We start from the raw sequence: 13,814 nt of genomic DNA, 5'->3' as shown, positions 1-13,814 counted from the left end.
CCGGGGCCGACCGGAACGGCGGGGTGGGGCACTGCGGCTGCCGCAGTGCCCCACGACGTTTCCGGGCCGGTTGCTCAGCGACCGCTGCCACCGTCGGCGCCCGGGCTGCCCGCCTCGACCCATTCGTGGTGGTAGTCGTCGAAGATCCCGCGCACGGCGTGGCCGATCCTCAGGTAGTCGAGGTCGTCGAGGTTGGCCAGCGACGCGCGGATCGACCACTGCGGCCCGTCGAAACCGCCGCCGTTGAGAAGTACGACCGAGGTCTGTTCGGCGAGCCGGAACAGCGGGTCGATCGGCTCGTAATCGGCTTCCAGGAACTGCGCGAAGCCGTCCCCGTGCACGCGCTTCGCCTCCGCCACCAGGTCCAGTTCGACGTAGTAGCAGGCACGCTGCGGATCGTCCGCGATCCGCATCCCCGACCCCTCCAGGAGCAGATCGAGGCGGCGGCGCACGGTCTCCCGCAGGAGTCGCTTGTACGCCTGGCCCTCCTCCAGCAGTCCGAACAACGAGAACAGCGCCATCTGCACCTGCTGTGGCAGGCCCAGGCCCGCGGTGTGGTTGAGCGCGACCTGCCGCGAGTCCGCGACGAGCCGGTCGATGAACTTCAGGGCACCCGGCTCGAGCGCGATGGTGCCGTACCGCTCGGCGAGCCGCTGCTTCTCGGCATCCGGCAGGGTGGCGATCCGCGCGTCGATCACGTTGTCGTCGTGGACGCCGATGACACCCAGCCGCCAGCCGGTCGCGCCGAAGTGCTTGGAGTACGAGTAGACCAGGAGCGTGTTGCGCGGCAGTTCGGCGGCGATGGTGCGGAAGCCGTCGACGAACGTGCCGTACACGTCGTCGGTCACCACGATCAGGTTCGGGTTCTTGTCACGGACGATTGCGGCCATCTGTTGCGCGACCCGCTCCGACAGCGCGAGCGAGGGCGGATTGCTGGGGTTGACCAGGCACACCAGTTTGACCGAGGGGTCTTCCAGCTTGGCGATCTCCGATTCGGGATAGCGCCACTCGCGCACTCCGTTCTCGGCGAACAGCTCGGCTTTGATGTCGACCACGTCGAAGTCGTAGGTGTCCAGTTCGGGGATCTCGATGTAGGGCGTGAAGATCGGCACCATCAAGGCGATCCGGTCGCCCTGGTGCAGGACGCCGTTCTTCATCAGCGAGTCGAAGATGTAGCACATCGCCGCGGTGCCGCCTTCGGTGGCGAACAGGCTCAGGTTGTTGCCGGCGGCCGCCTTGCCGTCGAAGATCTCGTGGTGCAGGTAGGTTCGGACGACCTGCTCGGTGCACGCCAGAATGCGGTCCGGCATCGGGTAGTTGTCCCCGATATAGCCGTCCACCAGCTCGTGGATCCACACGTCCGGATCGAAGCCGAGTTCGTCGATGCCGTGCCGTACGCACTTGTTCAGCACCTCCACACCGACGAGTCCCGGATTCGCGGCGCGGAACGCCTCGAAACGGCCCGCGACTCCGGGCTGTGTGGGCATGCCGCCCAGGTCGTCGGCGGTCCACACCCGACGACTCTCGCCGAGCGCGAAATGCCCCAGCGCGAGGTACGCCTCACGCGGCCCGGTCGCGATCCAGTTCGGATTGCCGCGCCCGGCGTTGAGCATCTGCCGGGCCGCCCGGTGTTTCTGCGCGTCCTCGGGACTCGCGTCCGCCGCGTGCGCCTCGGCGAGCCTGATGAACTCGGCCTTCAGCTCGAACGGGCTCAGGGCGGCGAGCGTGCGCATCTTCTCGCGACTGTAGGTGGCCTTGGGCACGGCACTACTCCTCGGGAGGGAACCGGGACGGGAAGCGGAACGGGAATCGGGACGAGCCTGCGAAATGGAGGGCGAGGGACGGGCCGGTCAGTGGATGGGAAGCACGATGACCGATCCCCGGATGGTCAGCGGCACGTTCCCCACCGCGCAGGGGACCATGTAGCCGAGGTGGGCAACACCTGGCTGCGCGCGTTCTCTTTGATCGCGCCGATCGGTTCGTCGCCGCGGCGGATCCGGGTGATGTACACGCGTCGGCCCGCGTCGTGCTGTGCCGCCTCGAACCGGGCGACGGGCAGGAAGACCGGCAACTCCGCATACGCTTTGCAGATCTCGCCCTTGAGCCGGCCCATGGTCAGCTCCGGAACCGGGAAGGACGACCCGCCCGGAAATCCGACGGGACCGGGCCTGCCACGCCCCCGTCCGACGGGCGGAGCCGCCTCGGGCCCGTACACGTGGTCGGCACCCGTCGGCGACAGCGCGGTTCCATGCTCTCCTCCCGGCCCGCCGCGGTCAGGGGTCGATCGTCGCGGCGCCCGCCGGGAAGAGTGAACGGATCAACCGCGCACCACACCGCGGCTGCGCCGTACGGGTCAGCGGTGCACCCGTCGGGCCCAACCCCCACCGCCCCGCGATACCGGAGGGACACCACCGGCGAAGCCGCCACCGGCGCCCCCACCCCGACCGAACCGGAACTGGCGGAAAACGCTTCCCGAGAGGAATTCGGCCACATATTGCGACGATGCGGTATCCGTCATTCGAGAGATTCGGTGCCCGGCGACGCCGATTCGACGCATATGCAATCGCTGCGACGACGATACGACGATACGGCACGTGTCACCTTTTCGCTCGCAGCAAAATGGTTCGACGGGAAAAACGGAACTCCTCCTCGCACCTACGCGGAATCCCTTTCCATTGCAAACGCGCCATGCCACGATGCTGGCCTTGATCATCTTCCAGGCCTTCTTTGGAGGCACTTCAGTGCGCAAAAGAGCAATATTCCTCGCACCGTTCGCCGCGATGTTGATGCTGCTGACGGCGATCGGGCCGGCCCGGGCCACCGACTACACGCAGGTCACCGACAGTTGGGCGCTGGCACGCATCACGCAGACCGGCCCGGTCGCGGCCCCCGGCAACGGCCGGACGTACAACTACACGACGCACTCCCAGGGCGAAGGGGTCAACGCGTACATCATCGACGCCGGCATCGACATCGATCACCCGGATTTCGGCGGGCGCGCCCAGGTGAAGTACGACCCGTTCGGGAACGGTCCCAATGACTGCACCGGCCACGGCACCGGCATGGCCGAGTCCCTGGGCGGCGCCACATACGGTGTGGCCAAGAAGGTGAACCTGATCGCGGTCAACGCCGAGAATTGCCACGGCTCATGGGCCTGGCAGGATTACTACAACGCGATCATGTGGGTGAAGGACAACGCCGTCAAGCCGGCTGTGGCCGTCATCTCGCACAACTGGAACGGCGCGGGCTACTTCGGACAGCTCGGCCAACTCACCCAGGCCGTGAACGACCTTTCCAACTCCGGTGTCTCCGTCGTCGTCTCCGCCGGCAACGTGGGCGGCCCTGTCCCCTACTGCCTGTTCCCGTGGCTTTGCGTCTCCGCGGGGCCGGACGCACAGCGCTGGGCCGTGGACAACCCGCCGGCCAACGCCGGGCAGGCGATCGTGGTGATGGGCACCTCGCCCGACGACACCGTGCCGCTGAACAACCGGGTCACCCCGGACTGCATCAGCACCAACACCGGACAGCCGGTCAACGCGTGGAGCACCGTGGGAGGAGACATCTACGCACCCGGGTTCCCGGTCATGACCATCCGGGAAGTGCCCAACGCGCACAACGCCCCCTTCGGCTACGACTGCGGCACTTCCTACGCTGCGCCGATAACCGCCGGGGTCGTGGCGCTGTACAAGGCGACGTACGGCGACGCTCCCTCGCCGACCGTCAAGGCCTGGATCCTCGACCACGCCACCGTCGGGGCGATAACCAACAACCCGCCGCAGGACGGAACCAACGCCAACACCTACACCCCGAACCGGCTCCTGAACACCGCAGGGCTGTAACGGCGAATACCGGGATGTCGCCGGCGGGCCCCCGCCGGCGACATCCCCGGCCTGCCGAACCGGCTGAAGGCGCGCCCGATCGGGCGCGCCTTCAGCCGCATTCACCACAGCCGATGTCGAACCGCGAGCCCGGCGACCGGCACTAGTGCCGCAGGCCGCGGTCCAGGGCGGCCATGCCGCTGCCTCGGATGTCGTCGCCGTCCAGGGCCCAGATCATGACGCCGGCCAGGTCGTGCCGGCGGACGTAGCGGGCCTTGGTGGTGAGGATTTCGGCGTTGTCGTAGGTGTAGAAGGTGTTGCCGTCGTATTTCCACGAGGCGCCGTGGCTTCGGTCGACGTGGGTGGTGCCGGGGTGCGCGCCGAGTTCCTTGTAGGTGAGGTCCGGTGCGGTGGCGGTGGCCTTTTGGTAGAGGCCGTTGCGGTCGCCTGCCGGAACGCCGGTCCAGCCGTGGCCGTAGAACGGGACACCCAGGACGGTCTTTCGGGCGGGCAGGCCGAGTCGGGCGTAGTGGTCGACGGCCTTGTCGGCGCTGCGTTGGCGGGCGTCGGGGTCGGTGGGGTCGGAGTACAGGTTGGCGTGGTGGTTGGTGGGGCCTTTGGTCTCCCACGCGCCGTGGAGGTCGTAGGTCATGAGGTTGATGAAGTCGACCGAGGCGGAGACCTCGGGGATCTCCAGGCGGTCGGCAACCACGGAACTGGCCGGGAGGGCGGCGGTCAGCAGGTAGTGCCGGGGCTTGGGGCGTTCGCTCCGGCTCTGGGCCTTCTGCGCGGCGTACTCGTCGAGTTGCTTGCGGAACTCGGCCATCAGCAGGGTGAAGTTGCGGCCGTCCTCGGGGCGTTCGACGTTGCCTTCCGCGCCGCCGCCGCCCGGGTACTCCCAGTCGATGTCGATCCCGTCGAAGACGCCTTCGGCGGCGCCGGGGCCGCCCTCCGGAGCGCCGTCGAGCCGCGGCACGTCGCCCTTGATGTAGAGGTCGACGCAGGAGGAGACGAACTTCCTGCGCGACTGGTCGGTGGCGGCCGCGTCGGAGAAGTACTTGGACCAGGTCCAGCCGCCGAGCGAGATCACCACCTTGAGCTGTGGGTTCCCGGCCTTCAGTTTGCGCAGTTGGTTGAAGTGGCCCTTGAGCTTCTGGCGGGGGGCGTCGGCGACGCCGTCCACCGACTCGGCGGCGGTGAACGCGCGCTGGTAGTCGTCGTACGCGTAGCCCTGACCTTCGATGTTGGCCTCGAAGCAGGTGCCCTCCGCGGAGACGTTGCCGAAGGCGTAGTTGATCGTGGTCAACTTGGCGGCCTGGCCGGTCTGCTGGACGCGTTTGGCGGAGCTGTCGTGGCCCCACTGGGTGAAGTACCCGATCCGCTGGCCTTTCGGCTTCGGACCGTGCGGACCGTGGCCGGGGGTGGCGGTCGCGGTGGTGGCGGAGGTGGCGGCGAGCAGCACGGCGGCGGTGACGGCCGCGAGGAGACCGGCTGGACGAACGGTCACGAGGGCCCACTTTCCGACTGAGCGTCACGGCGCCCGGGGCCGGGCGTAGCAAAGGTCTAGTCCATTCTGTCCCGCGTGTACAAGGGGTGCGTTCGGATCGGTGCAATATGCAAAACGGTGGTGCGGCGAGCGCCGGTTCATTGCCGGCGCCCCTCGCCCTCGCACCACCACCGGCGCCGAGACCGCCGGCTCGCGAGGCGCAACTCGCCGGACGGGCCTGCCCGGTCGACCGCGGGCGTTCCCGGCCCGGCTCGGAATACGCGAACCGTCGGCTCCTGGCGCCGGTGTCGCCCGCGCTCCACGCCGGGGGGCGGTGAGGCGTCCCGGCCCGCCGCACCGCCCCCCGGCGCAGCGCTATTCGTCGAAGCCGGTGGCGTCGTCGGTGAAGGCGGTGCCGGTCGGCGCGAACTCGCCGGGCCCCGGGCGGGCTCCGCCCGAGTAGACGATGTCGATCAGCAGGATTCGGTCGTTGCCCGCCGTGCCGTCCTTGTCCGTGGACGTGGTGAGCCAGATGTCCCCGTCGTGGTCGACCTCCACGGTGCGCAGCCGGTCGTACGTCCCCTCGAAGAACGACTTCTGCTCGACCAGGTTGGAGCCGGAGTCGATGCGCAGCCGGTAGACGCGCTGCCCCCGAGTCGTGGCCACGAACACGTGGTCGTTGATGATGGTCAGGCCGCTCGGCGAGGCGGACGACACCGGCCAGGTCTTCTTCGGCGCGATGTATCCGGAGCAACTACCCTCGGTACCTTGACAGTTGGGCCAACCGTAGTTGCCGCCCTTCTGGATCAGGTTGACCTCGTCCATGATGTTGTCGCCGAACTCCGCCTGCCAGAGGCGTCCCTTGGAGTCGAAGTCCAGGCCCTGCGGGTTGCGGTGCCCGATGGACCAGACGGCGTTGCCGAACGGGTTGTCCGACGGGATCGTGCCGTCCGGATTGATACGCAGGATCTTGCCGTTGAGAGAGTTCTTGTCCTGCGCCCGGGAGTCGTTCTGGGCATCGCCCATGCCGGCGTACAGCTTGCCGTCGGGCCCGAAGCGAAGCCGACCGCCGTTGTGGTAGCGGCTCTTGGCCATGCCGGCGAGCAGCACCTTGTAGCCGCTGAGCGCGTTGTTCTCCAGCTTCATCCGGGCGATGCGGTTGCCGTCGGACGAGGTGTGCAGGAAGTACACGTAGTGGTCGGTGGCGAAGTTCGGGGAAACCTCCACGCCCATGAGGCCGCCCTCGCCGCCGGTGGTCTGGGAGTTGGGCACCTTGCCGAGCCGTGTCTTCTGGCCGGACTTGGTCAACCGGTAGACGTCGAAGGTGTTCCGCTCGGTGTAGATCCCGGAACCGTCCGGCAGGAACGCCACGCCCCAGGCGACGTCCACACCGGTGGCCAGGGTTTTCACGGTGCCCGGATCGGGGGTGCCGCCCGGCTGGGAACCGGTGGTGGTGACGCTGATCTCCGGGCCGAACGCCGACCGGTTGCCCTTGGCGTCGAAGGCTCGCACCTTGAACCGGTACGCCGTGTCGGCCTTCAGGCCGGCGACGGTCGTGGACGCGGTTGCCGAGGTACCCGCGGCGGCGCCGTCGCGGTAGATGTCATACCCCGTCACCGACACGTTGTCCGTGGACGGCGTCCATGCCAGGTCGACGCTGGTCGCAGTCTTGCCGGTGGCGTGCAGCGCCTGCGGAACACTCGGCGCCTCGCCGTCGGGCGGCGCGGGCAGCGTGGCGATGGTGACCACGTTGCTGGCGTCGGAGACGTTCGGGACCGCATCGCGTGCGAACACGGTCCAGTCGTAGCTGGTCTCCGGCGTCAGGCCGGTCACCGTGGTGGCCAGGGTGGAGCCGTCGACCTGCTTCATGAGCTGGCCGTGCTGGTAGACGTCGTAGCCGGTGACCTTCACGTTGTCGCCGGCCGCGTCCCAGGCGAGGGACACGGAGGTGGTGGTCGGCTCCTTGTCCTTGCGCAGGTTCTTCGGGGCCGTCGGCTTCTCGGTGTCGGCCGGGCCCTGCGGGGTGACGGTCAGGCTGTCGAGGTTGGGGCCGTCCACGCCCGAGGTGGTGGCGCGGATCTTGTTGGTGCCCGCAACCAGTGCCGTCGTGACGGAGGCCGTCTTCCAGGTCGTCCAGGCGCCGGTGGCGGGGAAGGAGAGATCGTCGGCGGCCCGGGTGCCGTTGACCGTGATGTCCAACGGCCGGTTGTCGGCGGTGCCGTTGGCGTAACGGAAGTCGAGCTTCGTGGCTCCCGGTTGCTCCGCCTGGACGGTGAACTCGACGTACGCGTCGGACACCGCGTCGAAGTTCACGAAGCCGGTGCCGGTGTGGCCGGCGTGGTTGGACTCCACCTTGCCCTTGACGACTTGGGCGGACTCGGCCTCGTACGAGGCGGTGCGAAGGAGGGGCGCAGAGTGGGCGGCGGGCAGGGCCACGCAGAGCGAGGCGGTGGTGGCAGCAGCCACCAGGGCGCCGAACGCCCTGGACGGCCGGGATTTGATGCGTCTCACGGTGTCCTCCAGCGAAGAGGGACTGAGCGCAAGGCGGCTCAGCAGCTCGTGGTGCTGCCCGGGCGGTCCGCTGCGAAGGTTTCGTGGCAAGCGACATCCGGCAACGGGCGGTCACCCGGGGGAAGTTGGCGCTGGACCTCGATAGTTAGGAAACTTTCCTATCTGGTGATGGAGCACGCTAGGCCTCGGTCGTGTGCCTGTCAACGGGTCACGCCACTCGATATGCGGACGCACTTCCGACCGCGCCTCGGCCGTGCGGCCGTCGGCGGGCACGATCCGGGTGCGGGCTCGGGGTGGATGACTGTTGCTCTCCCAGCGTGTGATGAAACGATGACAACCCCTCTCAGGAGGGATTTCGCAGGCTCTACTGGGCGACATGAACAGCCAGACCAACCCCTCCACCCGCCGTCGGCGCACTGTCCGGCTCACCGTGGGAATCGCCCTCGCCACCGCGACGGGTCTCCTCGGGCTCACCGCCTGCGACGACTCGGACAGGAAGAGCGCGGCCGGCGACGGCCGGTCCGACGCGGCCGCAACCTCCGCCGCCGCCCCCTCCGCCACAGCCCGCGACGGCCGGGAATCGTCCGCCGCCGGGACCAGGAGCGCGAAGCTCGCCAGGCTGCTGTGGACGGGTGACTCCATCGGCGAAGTCGAGGCCCCCGCACTCCAAGCGGCAATGCGGGCCAACGGCACGGAGTTCAAGTCGATGGCGGCCGCCGGTGCCGGCGGTGTCATCGGCGAGGTGGCCGAACCCACCTGGGAACAACTGCCGAAGGAACTCGGCTCCTTCAAGCCGAACGTCGTCGTCTACCAGATCACGACCTACGACTGGGGCAAGCCGGAGGAACAACACGCGAGCTACGAACGGCTGGTCAAGACGGTGACCGACGCGGGCGCCGAACTCGTCATCGTGTCCGCGCCGCCGTTCAGGATCGACGACTTCCACAAGCCGCACGAGGCGGAGATCAAGTCCGCCCCGAAGTCGGCCCGGGACGTGGCGGACAAGCACCCGGGCAAGGTGCGCTACCTCGACGCCGCAGCCCTGTGGGGCACCGACGGCGCCGCTGCCAAGGCGCACCGGAGCAGCGACGGCATCCATTCCTGCCAACAGGGATCGGCCGCGTTCGCCCAATGGTTGGGCAAGGAACTCGGCAAGCAGTACTCCTTCACACCGGCGGCAGTGGACCGCTGGGCCACCGGGTCGTGGACCGGCGACAAGGTGTACGGACGACTCGGCTGCAAGTAGTCGATCCCGGGCGATGTGCTCTGATGTGCTCGCCCTCGTGTTCCCGTGCACAGCGCCTCGCTTCCCGTGCGCGGTGTCGGGTCTTCAGCCACCTGTGGAGCATCGCCGTCGAGGAGCAGTTCTACCTGTTCTGGCCACTGCTCCTGGCTCTGGTGGCCCGGGGCCCGAACGCGGGCCGAAACGTCGCCGTCGTCGCGGCGACGGGGGCTTTGGTCTCGCCGGCTCTGATGATCGATCTCACCGACCCGATCGACACCACCCGGGTGTACGAGGGCACCGACACGCGTGCCTTCTCGCTGCTCCTGGGCGCCTTGACGGCCACGGCGCCGGCCGCTCGCGCGGTGGCCCGCCTGGGCGAGCACCTGGCCGGATGGATCTCTGTGGCCCTGGTGTGCGGCATCGGCGCGTACTGGGCCCTGGCCGACGGAGAGGATTCGCCGTCCCTTTTCCAGGGGGCATGTTCCTCCACGCGCCGGCCGCCGCCCTCCTCGTCTGCTGCCTCACCCGGGCCCCGGGCAGCCCCGTCGGCCGTGTTCTCGGCGGCGCTCCGTTGTGCCGGACCGGTCTGATCTCGTACAGCCTCCACCTGTGGCACTGGCCGGTCTATCTGCTGCTGGACGAGGAACGTCTGGGCTTCTCGGGCTGGGGACGGACGGCTGTCGTCGTGGCCGTTTCCGTTGCCGCCGCCGTACTTTCCAAGGTCCTGGTGGAGGATCCGATCCGCTTTCGGGCCCGTTGGGCGCGTGGTCGGACCGGGGCCGTCGCCCTGTTGGCCACGTTCGCCGCGATGGCGGTCCTGTGGGCCGTCATACCGGAGCCTCGCAACGGTGCGGACTCCGTGTGCCCCCGGCGCGGTCACCGCGGCGCTGCGATCCGCGGTGTTGCGGCGAAACGGCGCGGTGGCCCAGCGCGTTGCGGGGGCCGACGGCCCGCGGCTGGTCATCGGGATGCCGATCCTGCACGCGGGGCAGGACGACACCCCCACCCGGATCGTGGTGTACGCCGAGATGTCCCTGCGCGGCGAGCAGGCCGACATCCGCGCCCTGGTCACCGCGGCCCGCTACGGCGCGATCCCCGCCGTCGGACTCGCCCTCGTCCCGGCACTCATCGCGGCCGCGCACGTCCTTCGTCCGGTACGCCGGCTGCGCGCGGGCGCCCACCGCATCGCCGAGGGCGCGCTCGACACCCGCATCCCCGTCCGCGGCACCGGCGAACTCGCGGACCTGACCGCGACGTTCAACACCATGGCCGACACCATCGAACGCGACGCCGCGGAACGGCGCCGCCTGGAGGCGGGCGCCCGGCGGTTCGCGGCGGACGTCTCCCACGAACTGCGAACCCCGCTCGCGGCGATGGTCGCCGTGACCGAGGTCCTCGACGAGGACACCGCCCATCTGGGCCCCGACACCGCCGAAGCGCTTCGACTGGTGGCCGAGGAGACCCGCAAACTCGCCCGCATGGTCGAGGACCTGATGGAGATCTCCCGCTTCGACGCCGGGGCCGCGATCCTGCACACCGACGAGGTCGACATCGCCGGCGCGGTCTGCCGGACCCTGCGGGCGCGCGGGTGGACCGACCGAGTGGAGACCGAACTCCCCGACGGTATCCGCGTCGTCCTCGACCCGCGGCGCTTCGACGTCGCCCTCGCCAACCTGGTCGGCAACGCCCTGCGGCACGGCGGCAGCCCCGTGCGCGTCGTCCTGCGCCGCGCCGACGGCGGAGTCGCCATCGACGTGGTCGACCACGGCCCCGGCCTCGATCCGGCGGTGCTCGCGCGCATCTTCGACCGCTTCTACAAAGCCGACTCGGCCCGGACCCGATCCGAGGGCAGCGGCCTGGGACTTGCCATCGCCCGCGAGAACATCCACCTGCACGGCGGCACCCTACGAGCGGCCGGTGCCGCGGACCAGGGCACCGTGTTCACCATCGAACTCCCACTCGTGCCGCCCGCCGTGCCGGGCCGGCGGCACCTCGACGGCATCGGCGCACCCGGAACCGATCCCGACGGCGAGCCGGAGTCGCCGGGCGAGGTCGGACACCGACGTGAGGAGGATCAGTGAAGCTCGTCACCGCCGTGATCGCCATCGTGGCCTTCCTCGTCGCCGGATGCGGCATCTCCACCACGAAGCCGCACGGAGTCGGCCCCCCGGCCAGGGGCGTTCCCCAGGTCGGCGCCGTCCCCGACCGGGCTCGTCTGTTCTTCGTGTCCCTCGACGGTGTCCAGGCGGTGTCCCGACCCGCCGATGAATCCCTCGACCCCGGCCGGGCGGTCGCACTGCTGCTGGAGGGACCGACCGAGGCCGAACGGCGGCAGGGATTCTCGACCGCCCTGACGGATGTGGCCGGCCGGGTCGGCGTCGACACCGGGGACGGCAGGGTCACCTTCACGCTGCCCTTCGACGCCGGCCGAGTGCCGGTGGAGGCGATCCACCAACTCACCTGCACCGCGGCCAACGCCCGGGTCCCGGGTGGTCGACCGGTCGCCGACGTCGACATCGACTTCCGCGAACTCGGCAAGCCGGGCGTGTGGGGCCCCTTGCACTGCAACGTCGCCGGCTACTACGCGCGGCCCGAAGGGGGCCGCTCCCCGGGGGGCCTTCCCGGCTGAAGACTCTCGGGCCGAGGGTCCGAGATCCCCATCGACGGTGTGGAGATCCGCACGACAGGCGTCCCGGCGCCCCGGGTGGACACCGCCGCTCGTTCGACCACGCCCTCCCTCACGACGGCCACACCGGACGGTACGACGCAGGTATGGACGCCGCCCGCGGTGCGCTCGCGGGGTCGAATCGCGTCGGATCCGAGAATCCCGGAGACGGCCGGCCTCGGCGTCGGCGATTCGCACAGGATCGTGGAACGTTCTTCGTGCGCGGCGACGATCCCCCGGTTTCCGGCCACTGCCTACCGTGATCGTCCGCAGCGGCGCAAGCCGCACTCCGAGGAGGTTTCCCGTGACGGGACGATCCGCATTGCCGGCCATGCCGCCGACAGACCGCCGATGGGCACCGGGTGCCGAGTCGGGTGCGGTGCGCGGCACCGGGCACGCCGTGGCCGGGCGTTTCCCGGTCGCCGAGTGCTCCGCGGCTGCCGAGTGCTTCGCGGTCGGCGGGCATTTCCGGGGAGGCGCACGATGAGACGTGTCTCGCGTGGGGTCGTGGGGACCCTCGTCCTGGGCCTGCTCGCCGCCGGCTGCGGTGGGAGTGGTGGGGGTGGCGCCGCCGGCGACGGCGATACGCTGACCGTCGGGGTCGTCGCCGATCCCGGTGGCCTGAATCCGCTCACCGCGCTGAACGCGAGCGCGTTCATGCTGAACCGCTTCTCCTACGACGGGCTCCTCAACATCCAGCCCGACGGGCGGATCGTCTCCGGTGTCGCCGAGAAGTGGACGTCCGAAGCGACCACCGCGAGCTTCACCCTCAAGCGCGGCGTGACGTGCGACGACGGTACGCCGTTGACCGCCTCCGCGATCGCGGCGCAGTACGCGTACATCGCCGAGCCGGCCAACGCGTCGCCCATGCTCGGCATGATCGTGCCCACCGGCCTCACCGTCTCCGCCGACGACGCCACCGGCACCTTGACGTTCAAGACGCCGGAGCCCACTCCCTTCCTGCTGCGCAATGCCGCGACGCTGCAACTGGTGTGCCCCTCCGGCATGCGCGCGCAGGGCAAACTGGACCATGCCTCGGACGGCACCGGGCCCTACCGGCTGACCGAGGCGGTACCGGGCGACCACTTCACCTTCACCAAGCGGCAGGGCTACACCTGGGGTCCGGACGGCGTGGACAACGCCCGCACCCCGGACCGGGTGGTCTTCAAGGTGATCGGCAACGAGTCCACCCGGACCAATCTGCTCCTGGGCGGCCAGTTGGACGTCACGACGGTGGTCGGCCCCGACCGGTCCCGGCTGGCCGCGGCCGGGATCAAGTCCACGGCCATGCAGGACCCGCTCGGCCAGTTGTTGTTCAACGAGGACCCGAACCGGGTCACCGCCGATCCGCAGGTGCGTCGGGCACTGGTCACGGCGATCGACCTCCGGCAGCTCGGCGCGGTCGCCACGGGCGGCAAGGGCAGGCTGCCGACCCGGCTGGGCACCGCGATGTCCCCGCCCTGTCCGACCGACTCGGTCACCGCCAACCTGCCGACGCACGACGTGGACGGCGCCGCCGAGTTGCTGCGCACCGCCGGGTGGAAGAAGTCCGGCGGGTACTGGACCAAGGACGGGCGGCAACTGTCCATCGCCGTGCCCTACCCGGGCCTGTCCGGCACCCAGGTCGTGGCGGCGGCCGAGCTGGCCGTCAAGCAGTGGAATTCGTTCGGCGTGAAGGTGACCCTTCAGCCGACCACGCCGGCGACGAAGGTCTCCACGCTGATGACCGGCCAGTGGGACGTGGCGTGGGCGCCGCTGTCGTTGAGCACGCCCGACCAGATGGTCCCGTTCTTCTCCGGGGCCAAGCCGCCCGAGGGCCTCAACTTCGGTTCCGTACAGAACCCGGAGTACCAGCGCCTGACCGCGCTCGCGGCGGCCAAGTCGGACACCGCGGGCTGCGCCGAATGGACCGCGGCGGAGGAGGAGTTGATGAAGCGGATCGATGTGATCACCTTCATGGACAGCAACGTCCCCTACTTCACCCGAGGCTACGCGTTCGAGGTCGACGGCGGCGGTTTCCTGCCCACATCCCTGCGCCGTACCGACGCGGGCTGACCGCTCGCGCGTCCACGGGTTCGGCCCGTACCCGGACACTGCGAACGAGGCCGC

10 protein-coding genes are annotated in these 13,814 nt (G+C 69.6%); 6 read left to right on the top strand and 4 right to left on the bottom strand.

Translation table 11 applies throughout. The features are described from left to right. Positions 1 to 74: 74 nt before the first annotated feature. Both ACFZBU_RS44840 and ACFZBU_RS44835 read right to left on the bottom strand, forming a co-directional pair. Positions 75 to 1,763 (bottom strand): bifunctional aspartate transaminase/aspartate 4-decarboxylase, encoded by a 1,689-nt coding sequence (locus ACFZBU_RS44840; RefSeq protein ID WP_391589589.1) that lies wholly within the window; start codon positions 1,761 to 1,763, stop codon positions 75 to 77. Between the two features lie 125 nt (positions 1,764 to 1,888). Further along, entirely contained in the window at positions 1,889 to 2,113 is a 225-nt protein-coding gene (locus tag ACFZBU_RS44835) for a hypothetical protein (RefSeq protein ID WP_391589588.1), read from the bottom strand. 583 nt (positions 2,114 to 2,696) lie between these two features. Here ACFZBU_RS44835 and ACFZBU_RS44830 point away from each other — a divergent pair. Next, the gene (locus tag ACFZBU_RS44830; RefSeq protein WP_391589587.1) at positions 2,697 to 3,839 is read left to right on the top strand and encodes a S8 family serine peptidase; all 1,143 of its coding nucleotides are present in this window, start codon (positions 2,697 to 2,699) and stop codon (positions 3,837 to 3,839) included. Between the two features lie 142 nt (positions 3,840 to 3,981). Here the strand turns inward: ACFZBU_RS44830 and ACFZBU_RS44825 are convergent, their stop codons facing one another. Beyond that, a complete protein-coding gene (locus ACFZBU_RS44825; protein WP_391589586.1) occupies positions 3,982 to 5,325 on the bottom strand; it encodes a glycoside hydrolase family 18 protein in 1,344 nt (447 codons plus the stop codon). A gap of 354 nt (positions 5,326 to 5,679) precedes the next feature. After that, positions 5,680 to 7,815 (bottom strand): PQQ-dependent sugar dehydrogenase, encoded by a 2,136-nt coding sequence (locus tag ACFZBU_RS44820; RefSeq protein ID WP_391589585.1) that lies wholly within the window; start codon positions 7,813 to 7,815, stop codon positions 5,680 to 5,682. Positions 7,816 to 8,191: 376 nt separating this feature from the next. Here ACFZBU_RS44820 and ACFZBU_RS44815 point away from each other — a divergent pair, with 376 nt between their 5' ends. The 5 genes from ACFZBU_RS44815 to ACFZBU_RS44795 all read left to right on the top strand — a co-directional run bounded on the left by ACFZBU_RS44815 (position 8,192) and on the right by ACFZBU_RS44795 (position 13,760). Next, positions 8,192 to 9,061, top strand: coding sequence for an SGNH/GDSL hydrolase family protein (locus ACFZBU_RS44815; RefSeq protein ID WP_391589584.1), 870 nt, complete (start codon positions 8,192 to 8,194; stop codon positions 9,059 to 9,061). A gap of 23 nt (positions 9,062 to 9,084) precedes the next feature. Further along, the gene (locus ACFZBU_RS44810; protein ID WP_391589583.1) at positions 9,085 to 9,630 is read left to right on the top strand and encodes an acyltransferase family protein; all 546 of its coding nucleotides are present in this window, start codon (positions 9,085 to 9,087) and stop codon (positions 9,628 to 9,630) included. Between the two features lie 258 nt (positions 9,631 to 9,888). Further along, positions 9,889 to 11,121: an ATP-binding protein gene (locus tag ACFZBU_RS44805; RefSeq protein WP_391589582.1), complete on the top strand. Its 1,233-nt coding sequence runs from the start codon at positions 9,889 to 9,891 to the stop codon at positions 11,119 to 11,121. Beyond that, the gene (locus ACFZBU_RS44800) at positions 11,118 to 11,669 is read left to right on the top strand and encodes a hypothetical protein (protein WP_391589581.1); all 552 of its coding nucleotides are present in this window, start codon (positions 11,118 to 11,120) and stop codon (positions 11,667 to 11,669) included. The genes ACFZBU_RS44805 and ACFZBU_RS44800 overlap by 4 nt, the downstream gene beginning before the upstream one ends. Before the next feature lie 519 nt (positions 11,670 to 12,188). After that, positions 12,189 to 13,760, top strand: coding sequence for an ABC transporter substrate-binding protein (locus ACFZBU_RS44795; RefSeq protein ID WP_391589580.1), 1,572 nt, complete (start codon positions 12,189 to 12,191; stop codon positions 13,758 to 13,760). Positions 13,761 to 13,814: the final 54 nt, after the last annotated feature.

Source organism: Embleya sp. NPDC008237 (genome assembly GCF_042956465.1).
GTDB lineage: Bacteria > Actinomycetota > Actinomycetes > Streptomycetales > Streptomycetaceae > Embleya.
Note: the sequence above shows the minus strand (reverse complement) of the source record. Positions and strands in the feature narration are given on the sequence as shown.

Coding starts and splice junctions, on each gene's coding strand:
- ACFZBU_RS44795 (WP_391589580.1), top strand. CDS start 12,189: ATGAGACGTGTCTCGCGTGGGGTCGTGGGGACCCTCGTCCTGGGCCTG.
- ACFZBU_RS44830 (WP_391589587.1), top strand. CDS start 2,697: ATGCTGGCCTTGATCATCTTCCAGGCCTTCTTTGGAGGCACTTCAGTG.
- ACFZBU_RS44810 (WP_391589583.1), top strand. CDS start 9,085: ATGTGCTCGCCCTCGTGTTCCCGTGCACAGCGCCTCGCTTCCCGTGCG.
- ACFZBU_RS44815 (WP_391589584.1), top strand. CDS start 8,192: ATGAACAGCCAGACCAACCCCTCCACCCGCCGTCGGCGCACTGTCCGG.
- ACFZBU_RS44835 (WP_391589588.1), bottom strand. CDS start 2,113: ATGGGCCGGCTCAAGGGCGAGATCTGCAAAGCGTATGCGGAGTTGCCG.